This window comes from Neptuniibacter sp. QD37_11 (assembly GCF_047778105.1).
GTDB lineage: Bacteria > Pseudomonadota > Gammaproteobacteria > Pseudomonadales > Balneatricaceae > Neptuniibacter.
This window is the reverse complement of record NZ_CP180554.1, coordinates 605,872-622,705: the sequence shown is the minus strand read 5'-3', so window position 1 is coordinate 622,705 and position 16,834 is coordinate 605,872. Positions and strand designations below refer to the sequence as shown.

Below are 16,834 nucleotides of genomic sequence, written 5' to 3'. Positions count from 1 at the left end.
CAGTATATGGAAGAGGTAAGTGAGTACAGACGCTTTGGTTCTGGCATGGTTAAGCTCCAAGCCGCTGAGACCATTCAGCGTTACAGCGATAAGCGTTACTGGTGGCAAAGCGTTCGACGTTCAGCGTTCTGGGTAGATCAGGAATAAGTATTACACTTCGTTAAATATGGGGGATACGGAATGAGAATTTTAGTCGCACTAGGCGCTGCACTACTATTGAGCGGTTGTGATACTAAGGAATGGGGTCAGGACCTTTCTGAAGCTTATGAGATACCTACGCCTGTTGTTTGGTCAATCAAAAGTGGCCATGTTCTTAATCTAGGCGATAGGTCAGGGAAAGTTATTGGTACCGACAAGTGCAACGATGGTTTTGGCGGGGCGTATGACTGCTGGATCTTTTCACTTAAAGATGGTCATAAGAAATTAATCCATCTTACTAATGAGGAAGGTTCGGTCTTTTATGAAGTTTGGACCACCGTTGATGCAGGACGGGGAAGGATTTATCTGGAGCGGCCAAACGGCATGAGAGTAAGTGATTCGCTGCCGATGGCAGGCTTTAGCAAAAAAGTTAGTGACAAAAATTAATTTTTAGATAACGCGTAGCGAGACGTTTATGAAAGAACATATCTGTAGGCACTCCAATGCGTGCATTATGAATTCACACTGCGAAGCTGGAGTGAACTACCGTGAGCTGGTGGGCGGTGAAATTGCTGGATGGGTTAAACGTAGACCCTGTGATCCTTCAAATGAAACTGATATCAAGTGTGATAAGTTTGAGCCAAGAACGGCTGAAGAGGTGGCTCAGGCGGAACGGGAGAGGCAGATCTTTCGACAGCACGCGGAACATTTGATGATGCTTATTCCGGAAGTGAAAGCCAAGCTTGCTGGGGGTGGTAACGACACCCTTGAGTGTCCCGTATGTAAAGGTAAGTTGCATGTATCGGTGTCATCCCATAATGGACACTGCCACGGCAGCTGTGAGACAGAAGGCTGTTTAAGCTGGATGGAATAACCCAACCCATTAATTAATTATATATGGTGCTAGAGATGAGTGAAGCGACCGATCTGATGAACGCGGGTTTTAACCCAGAGGTATGCCCGGGCACCCACGAGGTGATGCCTAACGTCACCAAAACAAAGAGTGACTCAGTGCATGTCAGCTACTGTAGCCGTACGATCGATTATGGTTGTGCTACCACGGCGATGGTCTTTAAAGGCCGTGTCTTTTTCATCCTGAATGGTAATCACGCCCAAGCATGGGATGCGGCTATCGATGAGGGTGGTGTTTCTGCAGGCCTTGACTACTTTATTGAGCATCTTGCTGAAGCGAACCCGCACAGTGAGCATCGTATGGCCGTAGGGATCGATAAAGACCGTTATGGTTTGATGGCAAGCTTGCAAGAGGTTGTAGGCGGAGAAGGGATTCAGCGTGTGTTTGAAGCAGTGCTTAGAGAAAGTAAAAAGTGATAAATTTCAGATAAATTAACGAGATGAGAATTTGAGAGGGGCTTAGCACAGGAGTCGCGAAGCGGTTATCCTGATCTCCGGAGAGATCACCCCTCTCAGTGGTAAGATTTAGTATAAGGAAAAAGTGCATCTAGTCAACCAGTAGTTCCTCTTTTTTAAATTCTGATAATGCGCACTCACTACAGCTAACCACTATGAGACTCTCTGGATACTTCAATGCTGGACAAGCTAATCACTAAGAGAATTCTAGTATAGGCTGTTTCTTTATGCTAACCACTTTAACCCTCTAGGCTTCTTGGAGCCTTTTTGCTAACCACTAAACCTTCTAAGTCACCCCGACTCTAAGCGACTAACCACTTAAGCCCTCTGGGATATGGACGGAGCTATATACTAACCACTTTAACCCTCTAGGATAATGTCCCACAGCAGGCTAACCACTTAAGCTCTCTGGGCAAACATTTGAACATTTGCTAACCACTTTTAATCCTCTGAGGTACGTCTTCTCCGTGAGCTAACCACTCTATCTTTCTAAGTACCCACGCTAGACTTAGCTAACCACTGAAACCATCTGAGGTGAATTCATGATCATTGCTAACCACTGTTAAACCCTCTGGGTCCAACCATTCCCAGTAGCTAACCACTTAAACTCTCTGGAGTAGCAATAGGTACTCCGCTAACCACTATTTAGATGTTAAAGAGCGTATAGGGGCCAGTTTAGCCTTATTACCAATCGAATGCGACTGGCAAGGGATGCGAGTCCTGCAATAACAGGAAGGCTGAAATCGTACTTCTGGTAGTGCTAACCACTTAAGCCCTCTTGGTGTTGCGTTAAGTCTTGGCTAACCACTGTTAAGCCCTCTAGGTGATTTAGTGTTAATAAGCTAACCACTATTAAAGCATCTGGGCTCTATCGTTTCAGATTGCTAACCACTCTTTAAGCCGCTTGGATAATGGACCACAACAGGCTAACCACTTAAACCATCTGAGTCACCATGCTATCGGATACTAACCACTTTAACCCGCTAGGTACATAAAAAGCTCATTGCTAACCACTGCAACCTTCTAGAAATCTGCTTAACAACGGTGCTAACCACTGATAAGTATTCTAGGTAGGACCCCCGTATATAGCTAACCACTATAGGAACTCTAGAAATCGTATCTGAGTTTAGCTAACCACTCTTGAACCTTCTGGATGGTCGCAGTGCCGCATGCTAACCACTTTTAATCCTCTGAGGTACGTCTTCTCCGTGAGCTAACCACTCTATCTTTCTAAGTACCCACGCTAGACTTAGCTAACCACTCTTAAACCCTCTACGCTAAATGACAGCTTATAGCTAACCACTTCAACCTTCTGGGTCCAACCATTCCCAGTAGCTAACCACTTTAACCTTCTGGGGCGACGCTCCTCTGAGTCACTAACCACTGTTAAACCCTCTGGGGGCTCTACAGCTACCTTGCTAACCACTGTTAAACCCTCTAGGTTCAGTAGCCTCTACCCTATATAGGCAAAGAGGTGATGTCAAACGCGCTTTGATGTTTTCGATAGTGTATTTGACAAATTAACTATTTTAATTATCATTCCATGCATGAAAGATTTACATGAGATGGGCGTCGAGCAACGCGATAGTAACGGCCGGTATACATACTGGCTACCTAGTGTTGTAAGCATTCAGCCCCAGCAACAAAAGTCACAGGATATTTGGCACATTGTCTTTCAAGAGGGTGAGGCTACGGTTGATTTATCCCAATGTGACATGGTCATGTTTTACGGCGAAACAGGTGATCTGCCTATTGCGTTTCTTGCCGATGCAGCAACTCATGAAGTTTGTGTGATGGTGCATCAAGAGCATGCAAGCCACCCACTGGTATTGCATCCCCATCAGCGTAAGGGCCAAGAAGATGTCCTTACCAACCAGATACTCTGTCGGGAGAATCAACGTCGCCGTGTGGTGTTTGCTAAGGCTTGTGTGCGTCAGCGATTGCTGCAGACTCAGTGGCTTAAACCGATATCACAAAAAGCACTGGATAGACTAAAAGCCCAAACGGCACTGATGCCAGTACGACTTCTTGAATCGTGTTATGCCAAGCGTCATTGGGCAGAATACTATGCTTCACTTGGGCTGACAGGAAATCATCAAGACAACAAGCCCGTGAGTCAGGCGTTAGATTCACTCTCAGATTATCTACAATCCATCATGTTGCGGTGGGTTTATTTACACAGGCTTTCACCGTTTCATGGTTTTCTACATGAGCCCATTAATGCTACATCGTTGCTTCATGACCTGATGGAGCCTGTAAGGCATTGGGTGGAGCTCGCGGTGCATCAGTCATTCCGTGAAGGTGGTGAGGGTCAGTTAACCGCCCGATCAATGGCGCGTTTAAAAACGATGCTAACGGAACGCGTGGAGGTGCCAAACCTTCAAATAGAAGCAACCCGGGACAATATCCTGCACGGCACGGTGATGGCGGCACGGGCCTATATTATGAAAGACATGCGGAATCTCGTTTTCCCTCAAGACGCAGAAGCAAGAGAAGTACGTCGACCCATCAAGACCAGTTATGAAGTGCCCGGTGCGATCCGTCGCTATCGCGGTTAAGTGTTTTTACGTTTAAGGTGTTCAATATGAAATCTCAAGATCGCGGTGGCCTATATATCTACGAAGAGGATAAAGTCACCCGTCAGCAGTACAAGAAACGCTTACCTCGTTTGGCGCATCAGATCAGTCAGGCCAACATTGCCATGTTGGTACCGATGAATCGTCAGGGGCGGGGCAATAAGCCGCTCACGCGTACTGAAACCCTGAGTATTCCACTGAAGCGGGCTGAGATCACCTCCATTGAGGGCTTACGCAAGCAAAGTGCGATTTTGGCAGAACCGGTACCCGGGTCTTTATTTGAGTTCGTCTCAGCAGTTCTGCTGTCAGGTTTTCATATCTACGAAAAGGCAGCCCCGGCCATTGCAGAGCATTACCGTGAGCTGCATAAAGATGTGGTCAGTAAGTTGGAATATGCCTTTGATGAATTAGGTATTCCCGGTGGCTATCCGGCCACACTGGCGCTGCTAACCAACTATGTGCCACGTGTTAATGCTGAGTGGACACGGGAATCCATGGTAGCGCAGCTAGGTAAGATCCAGTTGGGTTCCAGTAACGAAGCCTTTAATGCAGATTTTGCGGATGCCATCTTAGAAAATGTGTCGAATTCAGAAAAACCGTTCCATGAGCGAGAAGTTCTGGCGGACGCATTGGTATCGACACTCAAGCAGCATGCAGGCGCCACATTGACGGGCACTCAGTTAATGCAGGCCTGTACAACTGCAGAGCTGCCTAATCCGAAATTAATGAAGTGCTTCAAGACTCGAACGATTGCATGGAAAGCGGAAGGGCACAGTGAGGTTGTGCGTGCTGAGCGCTGGTTTGTGCATCAAGCGATTGCTGTGGCCGCATCCCGGGTTAATGGTGAAGAACACAAAGCGGCAGATGTGCTGACTAAGCTTGTGTCCAATAAGCAGTACAATGGTTTATCGTGGTTGCTTGGGGGTGGTCTGGACCTATTTGGCAAGTTCACCGCAGAGGAGGTCTCAGACGCTTTAAATGCCCCGAAAGAGGTGGTCACCCCTCTATGTAAGATGGCCAGTCGATTGGTAGCTGATATCGATCGAAGCTGGGGTGATGCATCGGATTATCGAAACCACGTAGGGGCTTCGCTCGATAGTTTTATGATGATGTATTGGGCGCGCTTGGAGGAGCTCGAAGCGTACGCCGAAGGGCTGACACCGGTATTGGAAAAAGTGTTACCGGAGGCCCTGTTTCAATCAAAAGCTGAACGACTCTTTTTGGGAACAGCACCCGCGTCAGAAGTTAAAGCTCGCTGGAACGCATTACCAGAAACAATCGTTGCTCTGAAAAACCACATCGCTCAGGCAAAAGGATTTGCTGAAACGCCAACTGCAGCAGATTTTGAGGCCATAGAGGCAGCGATCGCCGATATCTATGATCTGGGCGCGCTACTGAATAAGGTACGTAACAACGGTCGTCAGGCACTGCGTGATGCTGAAGTAAGCAAAGACCCGGTCATTAAGGCGGATCTGGAAGCATTGGCAGAAATGACCCAGTGGGATGATGTTATTACCTCAGCACTGGACGATAAGGGGGCGGGTTCTAAAGAGGATGAGGGCGCCGTTGTGGTTGGAAAACGCTCTTTGTTTAAACCCCCTAAGATCAATGAGTTCGGTCGTACTCGAACACCGAGTGAAGTGGCTTATGCTAACCAGATGGCACTTTTACCTAAAGCGCTGGCATGGTTGGATGAATACGCGCCGTGTGACGATGTTGAATCCATTGCAGAGGATCTTATCGCCGCTCATAAAGACAATGAAATTCGTCACCATGATATGCGAGGTAAGGAGTTAGATCTTAATGCCGCTGAGCTAATGGCGCGCCGTAAGACGTTTGATGAGTGGTTTGCGTTCTGGCGTAATCTATCAGAAGACGCAAGGGTTTATGCGTTTACCATCATGAAGGATCTGCAAGGGCAATTAGCGTCTTCACGCGAGAAATTATCATGGTCGACGCTGTGCAATTCTTTTGTGTTTGCTCGGAAAGGCGTCTTCTATAAGAACCTGTATGCACGTTCAAAACACCGTGAATATGCCATGAATCATCAGGGATTAGCCGTATTTGATCTAGGTGGGCTGGTGGCTCAAATGTATTCGTGGGCGGAAGCGCGCCAAAATGACTCTAAGGTTGCGTTCAATGATTTTATCGAAGTGCGTGGCAAGTTGGCTACTTGGTATGCAAAAGGCATGGCAGGGACCTTTGAGGCGAGGCAGGTGGACCCTCGCCTGACAGCTCCCGAAGGATTAGAGATTAGCTTAACCGGACGCGAGATGTTCGCCTTAAAGGCGGATCGTGTTGATGCTGAGACCTATCAGCGGATTATGAATCGAGTGATCGTGGCTGTTCGAGAAGTCGCTACACTGACCACTAAGCAAGCTTTTGATGAAGTCTTCTCCCTTAAGCCGCTTTCTAAATTAAAACCTCTGGTTTATGTGCCGAGATTACGTACGTCGGATGGTAAAGCTAGACGATGGACACCGCCGGGGCATCTGCGCTTTGGCCATAGTCTGGCTGCAGCCACATTACAGGCGTGCTGGGATGATGTGGCAGACGGTGATTCCGTAGCGATGCCTGACCTATTTGGACTGTGTTTGAATCATTTAACCTCCCCGGGTTACAAAGCCTTGCTAGCGGAAATGCCACATACATGGGGGTGGGCATGCAGTCTGCCGGGTCTATCCATTCAAGAAGGCATGTTGGACTGTGCCGCGGCTGAGAGCTTGTCGGTTGAGAAGGATAAGGTTAGCAAGAATAGACAGCTGAAAGTATTTGCCTTTGATGCGCCCCGTCGTTGGCTCAATCTGATGGACCGGGTATTGAAGGCTGAGGCGAAAAACGCACCCGGACAGGTCAAAGTCGAAGCTTCATGGGTGCCTGAACAGGGTTGGCAGGATGCGCGCGTGTTCCTGCAATTACCGATGGCGACTGAGATTCCTCAGGAATCAGGCCAAGGGGATTTCTTGAATAACCTGATCGGAATTGATTTGGGTGAGCGAGGTATTGGTTTCAGTGTCAGGGCTATCGCTGATGGCGTGGAGGGTGAGCCGATCGCGAAAGGGTTTGTACCAATCCCTGCCATTAAGAAGTTGATTCAGGCCACTTCCGACTACCGTAAGAAACACGTAAAGAAAGCGAAGAATGGTCGTAGTCCACACGTTAATTTTAGTCGTATGCGTGAATCGGTTACCGGTCATGTGCGGAGTGCAATTAACCATTTGATGTATTACTACCGGGGCCTGCCAGTGCTGGAGGCGGAACTCGGAAATCTGGAAAGTGGTCGACAGGCGCTCTCACACGTTTATAACGCCGTGATTTCAAGCTACACCTTCTCCGGTGTTAGCATGCAAGACTCCAAGCGTGAACACATTTGGCGTGGCAAGCACTTTACGCATCCAGACTACCAGTTGGTGACTAAACGTAACAACAAAGAGGTGGTGAAGGACCTTAACTTCTTCCCGGCAACGGTTGTGAACGCTGCAGGCACATCTCAAACCTGTGCCTGCTGTGGGGTTAATGCGACGAAGTTGGTCCGTGATAGCGGTAAAACGCGGTTTGGTATTAATCAGAAGGGTCAAGTAGAGATTGATGGGCAGTGCATTCAGCTTCTTAAGATCAGTGGCCTTAAGGTTGGCACGAGGGTGCCGTATGAGGCTGGAGATATTAAGTCTGCCGATCTGATTAAGCAGATAGCGAGTCAGCGACGCTTAGCGCCTCCTAATGGTGGTAAGGATACAACGCAGTCTCGGTTCCTGTGCCCTATGACAGAGTGTGATCAGCATGAATTCCTTGTACATGCGGATACCAATGCCGCGGATAATATTGTGAAGCGTAAGTTGCAACGCATTCAGCCAAAAGCTGCATAGAAATGTTTAAAGGGAATATGGCAGCCTCATCTTAAGATGAGGCTTTTTTATTGGGTGTGGTTTGGAGTATTGCCACCAAATTAAATAATGTTATACTAATTCTAATGGAAATTAGAGTTAGTATTATGACCTCTCACTCCGTCCACGAACCGAAGGTTAGTTTGTCCACTGCCTTATATATAACATCACTGGTTGCTTGGGTATTGGCACTTATTCGTGTAGAAATATCACTCTGTCTTGATGAGGGGGTTCTCATCTGGGATGTGCCGCTTGTAATCGGACTGATAGCGGCTATTGCTCGGACATCGAGCTTTGTCGAGTATAAGGCTGAAGCTTTAGATATCATGGAATTTAAATTTCTTGGTACTGTGGTTTTCTATATTGTGTTTGGCGCCACTGTACTTATTGCATCGCCATGAGTAGGTTTTCTATGAGGGTTTCTCGACTATTCTTAGCGGCTCTAGCCTTTTCGGTGATCCCAACGGCATGGTCATCGGATGGCGTAGCTCGCCATCTGGTGCGCAGTGCAGCGTTGGAGAAATCTTATGGACTTGATCCTTGTTCCGGTGGCACCTTGCTTAGTGTTGATGATATTGAATTTCATAGAGATCGCGGCGGAGATCCCGTTCAAGTGCAGCGTAAGCGTGTGCTAGATCTTGTTAGCCCCCGCAAGATGGCGATCGCTAACTGCAAAAAGCACGGGCAAGAGTTTAAGGTGTTCTTAGAATATGAATGAGCAAAAGAAAAGTATTAACTGGAATACCGTCACATGTATTGCTGCATGTATTCTGGGAACTTTAGGGTTGGCGGCCTCTATATTTATCATGTTTCTGCATATCAATGGCCCGGTAAAAGGAAAGGATCTAGATGGTATTGAGTTAACAAAATATGCCTTGATAGCAAGGCCTGATGTGCTTAATCACCCGTTTTGTAAACAGCGTAGAGCAATTGCGTATGAGGGGGAGTTTATGAGTCGTACCACTGTAAAAATGACTGTGCGTTGTGAAGATAAGCCTGTATTTACCTTGCTGTATAACACCGGCCTGCGCTTCTAACAAGAGGATGATAAGGTGAGAATAGTTTCGAAATTGATTTTTGTTGTACTGACGCTCAGCACTTCTACTCAGGGTTATGCCTTAGATGAAGATACGGCGACAAAAGAAGTGCGAAAGGCGGCCTACGCTCATCAACACGGTTTCGATCCTTGCCAAGGAGGGAAGCTTATTAAAACTGAAAAGCTGAGGGTAGATAGGTGGGGTGATGCGGGGAGTCAGCGAAGACGCGAGATATTAAACTTGATGCACCCTCGAAAGATAGCAACGCTAACCTGCAGTCAACGCGGTATTGAATACAATGTGGTAGCTGAGTATGAGTGACCAAATCACCAAGAAGGATATTAAGACCTTCTGCTTGTCTATTCTGGCAATTGTTGTCTTAGCAGGTACCGTATTAGCGAGCTTTTTCTATGCAGTAACTCCTAACAAAGGGGAGGATCTTGAAGCTCATATGCTGACCAAGTACGTGGTAATCGCAAGGCCTGAAGTGATGGAGCATCCCTTTTGCAAGCGAAAGAAGGCTATTTTCTATGAGGGTAAATACATGGATTCAAATACGGTCGAATTGACCGTTCGCTGTGAAGATCAACCCTCTTTCAAGTTGCTGCTGAATATTGGACGTCGATGGTAAAGAAGCTTGTAGCGTGAAAGTTGAAAAGCCGGGCTTTAGGGCTTCAGATTGAAATTATAAGAGGATAAACGCATATGGATCAAAAAGACCAAAGATCACTGTTGGCAGTGGATATCATCTCATGCACGGGCGAGTGGCGAGAAACCACCCGGTATAAAAGCGACCTTAGAATTCATCAGGATATGTTTATAGCGATGAATCAAACGGTGCGTAGACTCGGGATTGTTGATGGCGATGAGGGTGAGTATATCGACTTAACTCCAGAAGAATGTGATCGCATGATTAAGCACTATGATCTGAAAAGAGAAGATTCGCCTGTGTTTGTTGATACGTACACGTACCGTTCGGCACGTAGCATGGAGCTAGTTAAAAAACTAAAGCGTGATGCTGGCTTAACTGGGTAGATGCATAAAATGCCGAATGAAGATAACTATTTACGTAGTATAACCTTTCCTACCTTACTATATCTCACCGCCTTTGCTGCATGGTTAGCAGCAATGGCTAGGTTTGAGATATCGGAGGTGCATAACGTCGGTGTGACTGTGTGGGATGTACCTGCGGCAGGTGTCATTCTGTGGCTTATTGTGCGGGTCGGCGAACTTTATGATCCTAAGGGTGCTAAAGAGGATAGAGGTCATTACACTCTCTTTGGTAGTCTCATTTTTATCATCGTTTTTGGTGTGACGGGGATGATATTAGTGGCGTCCTAATCAAGGGAGCTTAATCTTAGCGGCCAATCCTGTTATAATTGTTATAATAACTAAAAGAGAAGCCACGCCATGTCTGTTGTCCTACAGAAACCATCTGATGTTAGTCAGGTGGTGAATACCTTAGAGCAAATCTTTGCCGAGCGTTACCGTGTATACCCTGATGAATGCATGGATCTGAAACAGCGTTCATTGATGTACTGAGAGAAGAGGGGGTTACGGCTTTAGTGATCGCCGGTCAAGGGCCAGAGGATTACGATTTCTCGGTAGATACTCTTGTGATTATTACTGATCCCGGGAATAAGCTGGTGGTGAATCAACAGTAGCATAAGTTGGAGCTTCTAAAGCAGTGCGATGATGGCCTGCCTTACAAGCACGCCCCTGAAGGGCCTCACGACCGTGGATGGCTGGCATATTGCAACACGCTAGGCTTGGAGCCATCTGAGGTGCTACTGGAACTAGAGCAGTGTTCTAGGAGTCTTTGAACACAGAGTGTTCAAATGTAATAAAATAATGAAAGGAAGGTGTATGGCGGACTATGAACTCTATATTTGTGCCTATAAGTGCGGCTGCAAAACATTGCTAACCTTCAGCTGCAGTGATGATGCAGAAGCGGTTGAGAAGGCGAATGCGGCGATCTGGGCCTATGAGGATGAGGCTAACGATGAGATTTATCGTGAACGCCTGTATAAGAGAGTTGCCGGTGAGCAGATAGAACTTTCTTTATAGTTTCTGGAATTGAAAAAGCCACCCGGAGGTGGCCCTGTAGAATGGCAATCGGCAAATAACCACTCGCGATAGACTCGAAGGTCAATATCGAATGAAGCTATTATTATACCTATAATTAACAGAAAATCAACCCTTGATAAAATATCTAAGTGTTATTGTATTAGTGAAAGTAAGCACGCCATAGGGAAGGTGTTATGGTCAGGAGTGATGCTACCCTATAATTAGAGAAGCCCGGCAGCCATAGGAAGCCGGGCTAAGAGAGGAGAGGGTGGTTTATTTGTTAATTAGGGATGCAGAAGTTGGACACCGGAGTGATCGACGAATACTTGTCGAGGAAATGACCCGCATCACCAACATCGGATTCAAATTTATCACAATCCGCCTGACTCTTTGGTGGCTCCTTCGAGAGGCCAACTGAATTGGCTAGCATCAATAGCACGGCCTCATAGATCACCCAACACAACACAAGGTTGTAGAGGAGAACGCCCGGATCTACGAAATTGTAGTTAACGAGCCCGACGCCGATGACGATTGCGATATGTAAAACGAGCTTTGCGAGGTACTGGAACATGACACGCTCCGTTCTTACCTAATTAACTATCTGACACTAAGATTACTTTTAGTATCAACCTATTTATTATTATAATAATAATAAATAGAAAGTCAACCGTTATTTGAGATTTAATCCACAAGGCTTTAAAAAAGTGCGGGTGGTACGTGCATCCACGTCCGCCCGCTTGAGAGAGAAGGTTCGTGAGGGGAGAGCTAGTCATCATCGTGCAAGCGATTCTTAACCTCGAACTCATCCTTTAGGATGTGAGATAACCGCACTTCCATACCTTCAAGTTCAGCACGCAAACTACGAATCTTGGCTTCTGTGCCTCCACGAATATGCGCTTTAGCCTCATCGATGGCCATTTCAATCTTTGACTCAGGAACTACCAGTTTGTAGCTGTGGTGAAACGCGCCGTCTATTGGACTTAAACCTTCTACTTTTTTGCGAGGTAGATGACTTTTAACGTTGAGGCCTGTTAAGCGTTTCTTGCCCACATTATACCTATAGGGGCCTTTGACTATGATGTTTGGAAGATTATCTTTACCTGCACCTGTACCGCGGGTGTTATAAGTGACGGTGCAAAGCTCAATTTCACCACCGGTTTCAAGCTCAATCTTATTAGTTTGTTCCGTCATCTTAATCCCTCTCACTTAGCCTTTGATCTCAATTATTTGCTCAATTGGCAATACATTACCTTAACGCTCTGAAGAAAGCACTTCTTCGACGATCGCGCCCATTGGCAAGGCCAGCACTTCGTTTACCTCATCCAGTGTTACATCATGCTGTGCATCGTACTGCAACACTAAGTGTGCAAAGGTTTCAGGCTCATCACCACCGGTTTCAGAATCTCTTTTGGGCAGGCCGCCTACATCAGCAGCCTCACGTAACGCTTGATTAATTAAAAAATTAATCCATAGCTTTCTCTTCAAATCCATGGTTACTTCTCACCCTTTTCAAGTGCTGTGACCTGAGTTGGGTAGCAGTCGTACTGACCATGAAAGGATAAGATCTCTTCACCTACCGCAGCTTCAGCCGTTTCCGCAAACACCATTAACTCAACCTGCTCATCAGGGTTGCTTAAGTTAAACGCCGTCAGAGGGGTACTGTTAGTAGGGACAACAAGGCTCTCTGCCTTGTCATTTAACATCTGCTTGAGTGCAGCAGCGTTCAGTCCATCCATCTGCTCTGGAAGTTCAGACAGCACCTTCTCAAGCTGCTTAAGCTGAGGGTTGTTTGCAATAATGCGCTCGGAATTAAATTCCATGACGATTCTCTCTTCTGCCTTGTCTGTACTTAGAAGCTCTCTAGAAAGAGCTTCCCTTCTGTTAACTGATCATCCGGACGGTCGTCACGTAAAATTAGGTAGTCTACAGGAATAGCCTCGTCAGGCACCAAACCTGTCGCACAAACCTTATTGGCCATGGAGAGCGGGTCACATTGATCCAACGTGGTTTCCCACTGATAGATTGATTCCTGCTCTTGCGAAAAATACACGGTTACTTCAATACTGGTAGGCATCACTTAGCTCCCAAGGTTGGCGATCATGTCCTGACGTTCTGCTTCAAGCTCAGCAACATCAACACCCAATGATTTGTGGATCAGTCTATCAACCGGCTCTTGAAGTTTTACGGGATCACCTGAAGTGTTAAAGTCCATCAGCGCAAAACCATTTTCCTGACACCACTCCAGAAACTCATTGATAGATTGAACTTCATTGCTGCAGGAAGATAGCTTTTCACACTGTGGGTAATGTTTGTTAGTCATGGTAATCCCTCTCTCAACTTAGATTTATTATTATAATGAATATATTATAGATAACAAGTAGATCTAGTGAAAGAAACTCCTTCCGGGATTAAGGATATCTATGTCAGTCTTAACTTCAGGGGTGGGGGCACCGGGCTGTATAACCCGGTGTTTATAGAAATCTAAACGTTCTCGTGGCGTTCCGCCCATGTGTTACGTCGGTTGTTTTCAAACCGATTGAAAGACGTCGAGATCAAGCATTTCTCACCTTCCTTATTAAGGTAGGATATCTCCACCTCGCGATCATAATTTTTGCCAGAATTGGAAAAGTGCATCCCACCGACTACTTTGGTGACCTGTAAGCCTCCAATCTCAATTGTCTTCTCCCCCTGAAAGGGCCCAACAATATTCCAGAATACGTCTGAAATCAGACCCGGTATATGGAAGTCCCGCTCAGTAATTGTCTCGGGATTCTCCAGTAAGGCCTTACGACGCTCTCGCTCAGCCATCTGAGCCTTTGCGGTTCGATACGCCTGATTAAACAGCTTAACGTAGGTGTTTAGGGCGTCGCATTTCTGTTCTTTCGTGAATGGCAGATTGCGACCTTTGTCAGCTTGAGTGCGCTCCACATAGCCTTTATCATAAAGTAAGACTAAGAACTGTAAGCCGCTAGGGGTAATGACACGGGTGCCAGAGAGTTTATCTTCGGTAAACTCATTGACCCAGTTGCCGTATTTATTGATCAACTGCAAACCCTGATCGGTGCAGCGCGCCTTATCAATGACATAGTGTTGTCCATCGTGTTGGATTAGATCCCATGTCCCTGCTTTATGCATATTGGGGAATTTTGGCGAGATATCCTTGTACTTAGGCAAGGAGATGTCCGATTTGGTTTCATCATACTTCTCTCGCATCTCTTTGAAGATCGGGTGCATGCGTGCTCCTATGTGCAGTTGAGACTTACGTAGTGTAAGCCTCATATCTAATGTCGTGTTTTCAGATTTCAAGTCAGCTAGCGGATGGAATCCATCTCAACATATAGCATGAAGCCCATCAAGGCCCCGGATTATACCCACCATTATACCTTGAATTTTGGAAGGCAGTTCATTAATATAGCTTAAATAATTAAAACAATAATTGGGTTTATCTCTTATGAAGACTCTCAAAGGCGTCATCGCCTCCCTTATGTTTGCTGCTGCGATGCCAGCGGCGGCCGATTTTATCTATCGCACTCCGGCGGGGATGGATATTGATTCCAGTTCTGCTGTCGAAGAGGCCACTGGCTCCACAGGTGCGCTTATCGCTTCAGTAATTGACGGGTGGGATGGTAGTGCTATTTCATCTGCAGCGACACTGATTTCTGGCAACTCATATCTAGGGCGTAACTTCTGGTATAATGCCGTGGCCGATCCAGAGTTTATTGGTTCTCATGGTCCACTTAATGGGGGTATGGAGATTATCTACGATGCGGGGGTTAATAACGTTTGGTCCGCAAGCTCAGCTCAAGTTTACTCCCCTAGTGGTACTTATCCGTACATTTCCCAAGTACACTGGTTTATGTCTCGTGATCAAAGCAATTGGGTGCTGGTGGGTGAAACCGCTAATGATGAGAGTGCTACTACATCGACGTTACCCTTCACAGACACCCAAATGCGTTACATGAAGATCGTACATGATGAACAGCCAAGTAATGGCAGCGATTTGTCTGTAGGTAGCTATCGGAACTTCGACATGAAAATCTTGGAAGCCGATCAAACGACAGTGGCTACTTTGCCTTCTGTGCAGTATGCGTCGCTCTATGAATATCAGTCAGGTTCCAGTTATAGTAATGCAAGTTTCTACACTCATGAGGCAGCTGTGCAGGTCGGGAAGGAAAAATACGCAGCGGCAGAAAATTTTAACTTAACTGTAAGCCTTGAATCATTAAATGATCAGGTTGATTTTGGCTCTCTTCAATTAGTCTTGTTGGATGGTGATGGTAACAGGATTGATTGGATTTGGGATTGGGCAAGTTACACAGGTAAGAATTTTGAGCGTTGTAATTTGCCGGGCTACAGCTATGAAAATTCGCCTCATCCTCTCGCTGGTACGTCAAAAACACTTACCATTTCGCGTGTTGATGGGTTTGTACAAGTTATTGGACCTCTAAAAGGGTGTACTACGTCTTATAATGGGGAATTGAAGCTCGGTTTCTTTATTGGTAATGGTGGACTTTACGAGCTTGGTAAGGAATTCAAGATTACGGTTCAGTAAAGGGTTTGAGTTTTAAAAAGAACCGGGCATTGACCCGGTTTTTTATACTTCACGGCAAAACCCGCATTGACAGCCTTCAAAATGCTTTGTTCCACACTCCCGACAGGGGGAAGCGGCCATGAATGCATTTCTTTGGGCTTGCGGTAGGCACTAAGCCTTTCTGATTGCATGTAGTGCAATTATCCCGTTCCGGTGCCCGATCCTGACAGAACGGGCATTTCCGATACCAGCGGGAATCCTTAAATAAGGGTGTGCACTGGTCAGCCACTTAGTTGGCTTCCATCAGGGGCATAAAATTGAACCCCTGCAAGAAGCCAGCATACTTGGCACAGCGTTGACCCTCGCAATTTGCAACGATCGGCTCACGATTCTCTGATGTGATTACGTGCACCACTTCACGGCACGTCTGATTGTAGATTTTTGATAACTCAGGGTCATTAATCACCTCATCAAACGTTTTACCTTGCAGGCGAGGATCTTGACTGACTGTTCCGCCATGGATGCCGTCTTCCTCAGTTTCCGTCCAGAAGTCATAACCGTCCATAAGGTTAGTGACGAATGTGTCATAGTCCTCATTAGAGAGTGCTACAACGCCAGCAATTAGTCCGCGGCACGGGCGCATCTGAAGCTGGTTCGATTCTAATGCGTACTGCAGTGCATCCCCCATGGAGATGTTTTTGTTCGCAAGAGGTAGGACGATATCAATCAACATACCCACTTGGAAACCTGTTGCAGACGGTTTGCGATCTTTTGTCAGATTGTTGTCGATCAGATCAATCAAGGAACGACGCTTCTTCGCTTCTTCCTCACGCGCGGCAATATCAGCATTGCGAGCATCCTGTCGCGCTTTGTCTTTTTCGTCGTACTCGCTAATCCACTGTTTTACGTCACTCAGGGTGCGTAAGTAATCGGTATCTTCATGAATCATATGGCCCATAGAGCCATCTTCTTCAAGCCAATAGATGTTGTAGTAGTGATGTTTTTTGATACCAATAGGACCTGCCATGCGCTCAGTGCCGTCAAACGTATAGTAAGTTTGATCATAATTATCTTTGCAACGCGTAAGTTTAATCTGTTTGGAATCCATTACCAGCTACTCTCTCATTAATCATCTGAATGGATATTATTATAATGCTTTTAATTGAATTGGCAAGCACATAGGTCATTAAAAGAACCAAAAAGCCGAGCATAGCGCTCGGCTTGAATCACCTA

25 protein-coding genes are annotated in these 16,834 nt (G+C 46.3%); 16 read left to right on the top strand and 9 right to left on the bottom strand.

What is annotated here, in order from left to right:
• Positions 1-6 precede the first annotated feature (6 nt).
• The 14 genes from ACMXYT_RS21390 (at position 7) to ACMXYT_RS21325 (ending at position 10,545) form a co-directional block, all read left to right on the top strand.
• Positions 7-147 (top strand): hypothetical protein, encoded by a 141-nt coding sequence (locus ACMXYT_RS21390; protein WP_415912432.1) that lies wholly within the window; start codon positions 7-9, stop codon positions 145-147.
• Positions 148-180: 33 nt separating this feature from the next.
• Positions 181-585, top strand: a complete 405-nt coding sequence (locus ACMXYT_RS21385; RefSeq protein ID WP_415912431.1) for a hypothetical protein — start codon at positions 181-183, stop codon at positions 583-585.
• A gap of 67 nt (positions 586-652) precedes the next feature.
• Complete coding sequence (locus tag ACMXYT_RS21380; protein ID WP_415912430.1) at positions 653-1,012, top strand: hypothetical protein; 360 nt, start codon at positions 653-655, stop codon at positions 1,010-1,012.
• Positions 1,013-1,047: 35 nt separating this feature from the next.
• On the top strand, positions 1,048-1,467 hold the full coding sequence (locus ACMXYT_RS21375; RefSeq protein ID WP_415912429.1) for a hypothetical protein: 420 nt from the start codon (positions 1,048-1,050) through the stop codon (positions 1,465-1,467).
• 1,586 nt (positions 1,468-3,053) lie between these two features.
• The gene (locus ACMXYT_RS21370; protein WP_415912428.1) at positions 3,054-4,064 is read left to right on the top strand and encodes a CRISPR-associated endonuclease Cas1; all 1,011 of its coding nucleotides are present in this window, start codon (positions 3,054-3,056) and stop codon (positions 4,062-4,064) included.
• A gap of 26 nt (positions 4,065-4,090) precedes the next feature.
• Positions 4,091-7,948: a type V CRISPR-associated protein Cas12c gene (cas12c, locus tag ACMXYT_RS21365; RefSeq protein WP_415912427.1), complete on the top strand. Its 3,858-nt coding sequence runs from the start codon at positions 4,091-4,093 to the stop codon at positions 7,946-7,948.
• A 125-nt stretch (positions 7,949-8,073) separates the two neighbouring features.
• Entirely contained in the window at positions 8,074-8,367 is a 294-nt protein-coding gene (locus ACMXYT_RS21360; protein WP_415912426.1) for a hypothetical protein, read from the top strand.
• 11 nt (positions 8,368-8,378) lie between these two features.
• Complete coding sequence (locus ACMXYT_RS21355; RefSeq protein ID WP_415912425.1) at positions 8,379-8,684, top strand: hypothetical protein; 306 nt, start codon at positions 8,379-8,381, stop codon at positions 8,682-8,684.
• Positions 8,677-9,003, top strand: coding sequence for a hypothetical protein (locus ACMXYT_RS21350; protein ID WP_415912424.1), 327 nt, complete (start codon positions 8,677-8,679; stop codon positions 9,001-9,003). The genes ACMXYT_RS21355 and ACMXYT_RS21350 overlap by 8 nt, the downstream gene beginning before the upstream one ends.
• 15 nt (positions 9,004-9,018) lie before the next feature.
• Complete coding sequence (locus ACMXYT_RS21345) at positions 9,019-9,324, top strand: hypothetical protein (protein WP_415912423.1); 306 nt, start codon at positions 9,019-9,021, stop codon at positions 9,322-9,324.
• Positions 9,317-9,634, top strand: a complete 318-nt coding sequence (locus ACMXYT_RS21340; protein ID WP_415912422.1) for a hypothetical protein — start codon at positions 9,317-9,319, stop codon at positions 9,632-9,634. Before ACMXYT_RS21345 ends, ACMXYT_RS21340 begins: the two co-directional genes overlap by 8 nt.
• A 74-nt stretch (positions 9,635-9,708) precedes the next feature.
• A complete protein-coding gene (locus ACMXYT_RS21335) occupies positions 9,709-10,038 on the top strand; it encodes a hypothetical protein (protein WP_415912421.1) in 330 nt (109 codons plus the stop codon).
• A 9-nt stretch (positions 10,039-10,047) separates the two neighbouring features.
• Positions 10,048-10,344 (top strand): hypothetical protein, encoded by a 297-nt coding sequence (locus ACMXYT_RS21330; protein ID WP_415912420.1) that lies wholly within the window; start codon positions 10,048-10,050, stop codon positions 10,342-10,344.
• 69 nt (positions 10,345-10,413) lie between these two features.
• Positions 10,414-10,545, top strand: coding sequence for a hypothetical protein (locus ACMXYT_RS21325; protein WP_415912419.1), 132 nt, complete (start codon positions 10,414-10,416; stop codon positions 10,543-10,545).
• 81 nt (positions 10,546-10,626) lie between these two features.
• On the opposite strand, the gene ACMXYT_RS21320 is transcribed toward ACMXYT_RS21325, so the two are convergent.
• Entirely contained in the window at positions 10,627-10,782 is a 156-nt protein-coding gene (locus tag ACMXYT_RS21320; RefSeq protein ID WP_415912418.1) for a hypothetical protein, read from the bottom strand.
• An 87-nt stretch (positions 10,783-10,869) separates the two neighbouring features.
• On the opposite strand from ACMXYT_RS21320, the gene ACMXYT_RS21315 reads away from it, so the two are divergent.
• A complete protein-coding gene (locus ACMXYT_RS21315) occupies positions 10,870-11,070 on the top strand; it encodes a hypothetical protein (protein ID WP_415912417.1) in 201 nt (66 codons plus the stop codon).
• A 280-nt stretch (positions 11,071-11,350) separates the two neighbouring features.
• Here ACMXYT_RS21315 and ACMXYT_RS21310 read toward each other — a convergent pair whose 3' ends face one another.
• The 7 genes from ACMXYT_RS21310 to ACMXYT_RS21280 form a co-directional block, all read right to left on the bottom strand.
• Positions 11,351-11,641 carry a hypothetical protein gene (locus tag ACMXYT_RS21310; RefSeq protein ID WP_415912416.1) on the bottom strand — a complete coding sequence of 97 codons (291 nt, stop codon included), beginning with the start codon at positions 11,639-11,641 and terminating at the stop codon, positions 11,351-11,353.
• Positions 11,642-11,835: 194 nt separating this feature from the next.
• The gene (locus ACMXYT_RS21305) at positions 11,836-12,261 is read right to left on the bottom strand and encodes a hypothetical protein (RefSeq protein ID WP_415912415.1); all 426 of its coding nucleotides are present in this window, start codon (positions 12,259-12,261) and stop codon (positions 11,836-11,838) included.
• 60 nt (positions 12,262-12,321) lie between these two features.
• Entirely contained in the window at positions 12,322-12,561 is a 240-nt protein-coding gene (locus tag ACMXYT_RS21300; protein ID WP_415912414.1) for a hypothetical protein, read from the bottom strand.
• Positions 12,562-12,563: 2 nt separating this feature from the next.
• Positions 12,564-12,890: a hypothetical protein gene (locus tag ACMXYT_RS21295; RefSeq protein WP_415912413.1), complete on the bottom strand. Its 327-nt coding sequence runs from the start codon at positions 12,888-12,890 to the stop codon at positions 12,564-12,566.
• A gap of 29 nt (positions 12,891-12,919) precedes the next feature.
• On the bottom strand, positions 12,920-13,144 hold the full coding sequence (locus tag ACMXYT_RS21290; protein ID WP_415912412.1) for a hypothetical protein: 225 nt from the start codon (positions 13,142-13,144) through the stop codon (positions 12,920-12,922).
• A 3-nt stretch (positions 13,145-13,147) separates the two neighbouring features.
• Entirely contained in the window at positions 13,148-13,390 is a 243-nt protein-coding gene (locus ACMXYT_RS21285) for a hypothetical protein (protein WP_415912411.1), read from the bottom strand.
• A 161-nt stretch (positions 13,391-13,551) separates the two neighbouring features.
• A complete protein-coding gene (locus ACMXYT_RS21280) occupies positions 13,552-14,304 on the bottom strand; it encodes a hypothetical protein (protein WP_415912410.1) in 753 nt (250 codons plus the stop codon).
• A gap of 217 nt (positions 14,305-14,521) precedes the next feature.
• On the opposite strand from ACMXYT_RS21280, the gene ACMXYT_RS21275 reads away from it, so the two are divergent.
• Positions 14,522-15,622, top strand: coding sequence for a hypothetical protein (locus tag ACMXYT_RS21275; protein WP_415912409.1), 1,101 nt, complete (start codon positions 14,522-14,524; stop codon positions 15,620-15,622).
• Positions 15,623-15,890: 268 nt separating this feature from the next.
• Here ACMXYT_RS21275 and ACMXYT_RS21270 read toward each other — a convergent pair whose 3' ends face one another.
• Complete coding sequence (locus ACMXYT_RS21270) at positions 15,891-16,709, bottom strand: hypothetical protein (RefSeq protein WP_415912408.1); 819 nt, start codon at positions 16,707-16,709, stop codon at positions 15,891-15,893.
• Positions 16,710-16,834 lie beyond the last annotated feature (125 nt).

What these genes read in the sequence shown, in the direction of transcription:
- ACMXYT_RS21315 (WP_415912417.1), top strand. Translation starts at nt 10,870, where the DNA reads ATGGCGGACTATGAACTCTATATTTGTGCCTATAAGTGCGGCTGCAAA.
- ACMXYT_RS21275 (WP_415912409.1), top strand. Translation starts at nt 14,522, where the DNA reads ATGAAGACTCTCAAAGGCGTCATCGCCTCCCTTATGTTTGCTGCTGCG.
- ACMXYT_RS21320 (WP_415912418.1), bottom strand. Translation starts at nt 10,782, where the DNA reads ATGGCTCCAAGCCTAGCGTGTTGCAATATGCCAGCCATCCACGGTCGT.
- ACMXYT_RS21390 (WP_415912432.1), top strand. Translation starts at nt 7, where the DNA reads ATGGAAGAGGTAAGTGAGTACAGACGCTTTGGTTCTGGCATGGTTAAG.
- ACMXYT_RS21360 (WP_415912426.1), top strand. Translation starts at nt 8,074, where the DNA reads ATGACCTCTCACTCCGTCCACGAACCGAAGGTTAGTTTGTCCACTGCC.
- ACMXYT_RS21375 (WP_415912429.1), top strand. Translation starts at nt 1,048, where the DNA reads ATGAGTGAAGCGACCGATCTGATGAACGCGGGTTTTAACCCAGAGGTA.
- ACMXYT_RS21280 (WP_415912410.1), bottom strand. Translation starts at nt 14,304, where the DNA reads ATGCACCCGATCTTCAAAGAGATGCGAGAGAAGTATGATGAAACCAAA.
- ACMXYT_RS21325 (WP_415912419.1), top strand. Translation starts at nt 10,414, where the DNA reads ATGTCTGTTGTCCTACAGAAACCATCTGATGTTAGTCAGGTGGTGAAT.
- ACMXYT_RS21270 (WP_415912408.1), bottom strand. Translation starts at nt 16,709, where the DNA reads ATGGATTCCAAACAGATTAAACTTACGCGTTGCAAAGATAATTATGAT.
- ACMXYT_RS21310 (WP_415912416.1), bottom strand. Translation starts at nt 11,641, where the DNA reads ATGTTCCAGTACCTCGCAAAGCTCGTTTTACATATCGCAATCGTCATC.
- cas12c (WP_415912427.1), top strand. Translation starts at nt 4,091, where the DNA reads ATGAAATCTCAAGATCGCGGTGGCCTATATATCTACGAAGAGGATAAA.
- ACMXYT_RS21290 (WP_415912412.1), bottom strand. Translation starts at nt 13,144, where the DNA reads ATGCCTACCAGTATTGAAGTAACCGTGTATTTTTCGCAAGAGCAGGAA.
- ACMXYT_RS21285 (WP_415912411.1), bottom strand. Translation starts at nt 13,390, where the DNA reads ATGACTAACAAACATTACCCACAGTGTGAAAAGCTATCTTCCTGCAGC.
- ACMXYT_RS21305 (WP_415912415.1), bottom strand. Translation starts at nt 12,261, where the DNA reads ATGACGGAACAAACTAATAAGATTGAGCTTGAAACCGGTGGTGAAATT.
- ACMXYT_RS21355 (WP_415912425.1), top strand. Translation starts at nt 8,379, where the DNA reads ATGAGGGTTTCTCGACTATTCTTAGCGGCTCTAGCCTTTTCGGTGATC.
- ACMXYT_RS21380 (WP_415912430.1), top strand. Translation starts at nt 653, where the DNA reads ATGAATTCACACTGCGAAGCTGGAGTGAACTACCGTGAGCTGGTGGGC.
- ACMXYT_RS21300 (WP_415912414.1), bottom strand. Translation starts at nt 12,561, where the DNA reads ATGGATTTGAAGAGAAAGCTATGGATTAATTTTTTAATTAATCAAGCG.
- ACMXYT_RS21370 (WP_415912428.1), top strand. Translation starts at nt 3,054, where the DNA reads ATGAAAGATTTACATGAGATGGGCGTCGAGCAACGCGATAGTAACGGC.
- ACMXYT_RS21385 (WP_415912431.1), top strand. Translation starts at nt 181, where the DNA reads ATGAGAATTTTAGTCGCACTAGGCGCTGCACTACTATTGAGCGGTTGT.
- ACMXYT_RS21335 (WP_415912421.1), top strand. Translation starts at nt 9,709, where the DNA reads ATGGATCAAAAAGACCAAAGATCACTGTTGGCAGTGGATATCATCTCA.
- ACMXYT_RS21350 (WP_415912424.1), top strand. Translation starts at nt 8,677, where the DNA reads ATGAATGAGCAAAAGAAAAGTATTAACTGGAATACCGTCACATGTATT.
- ACMXYT_RS21330 (WP_415912420.1), top strand. Translation starts at nt 10,048, where the DNA reads ATGCCGAATGAAGATAACTATTTACGTAGTATAACCTTTCCTACCTTA.
- ACMXYT_RS21340 (WP_415912422.1), top strand. Translation starts at nt 9,317, where the DNA reads ATGAGTGACCAAATCACCAAGAAGGATATTAAGACCTTCTGCTTGTCT.
- ACMXYT_RS21295 (WP_415912413.1), bottom strand. Translation starts at nt 12,890, where the DNA reads ATGGAATTTAATTCCGAGCGCATTATTGCAAACAACCCTCAGCTTAAG.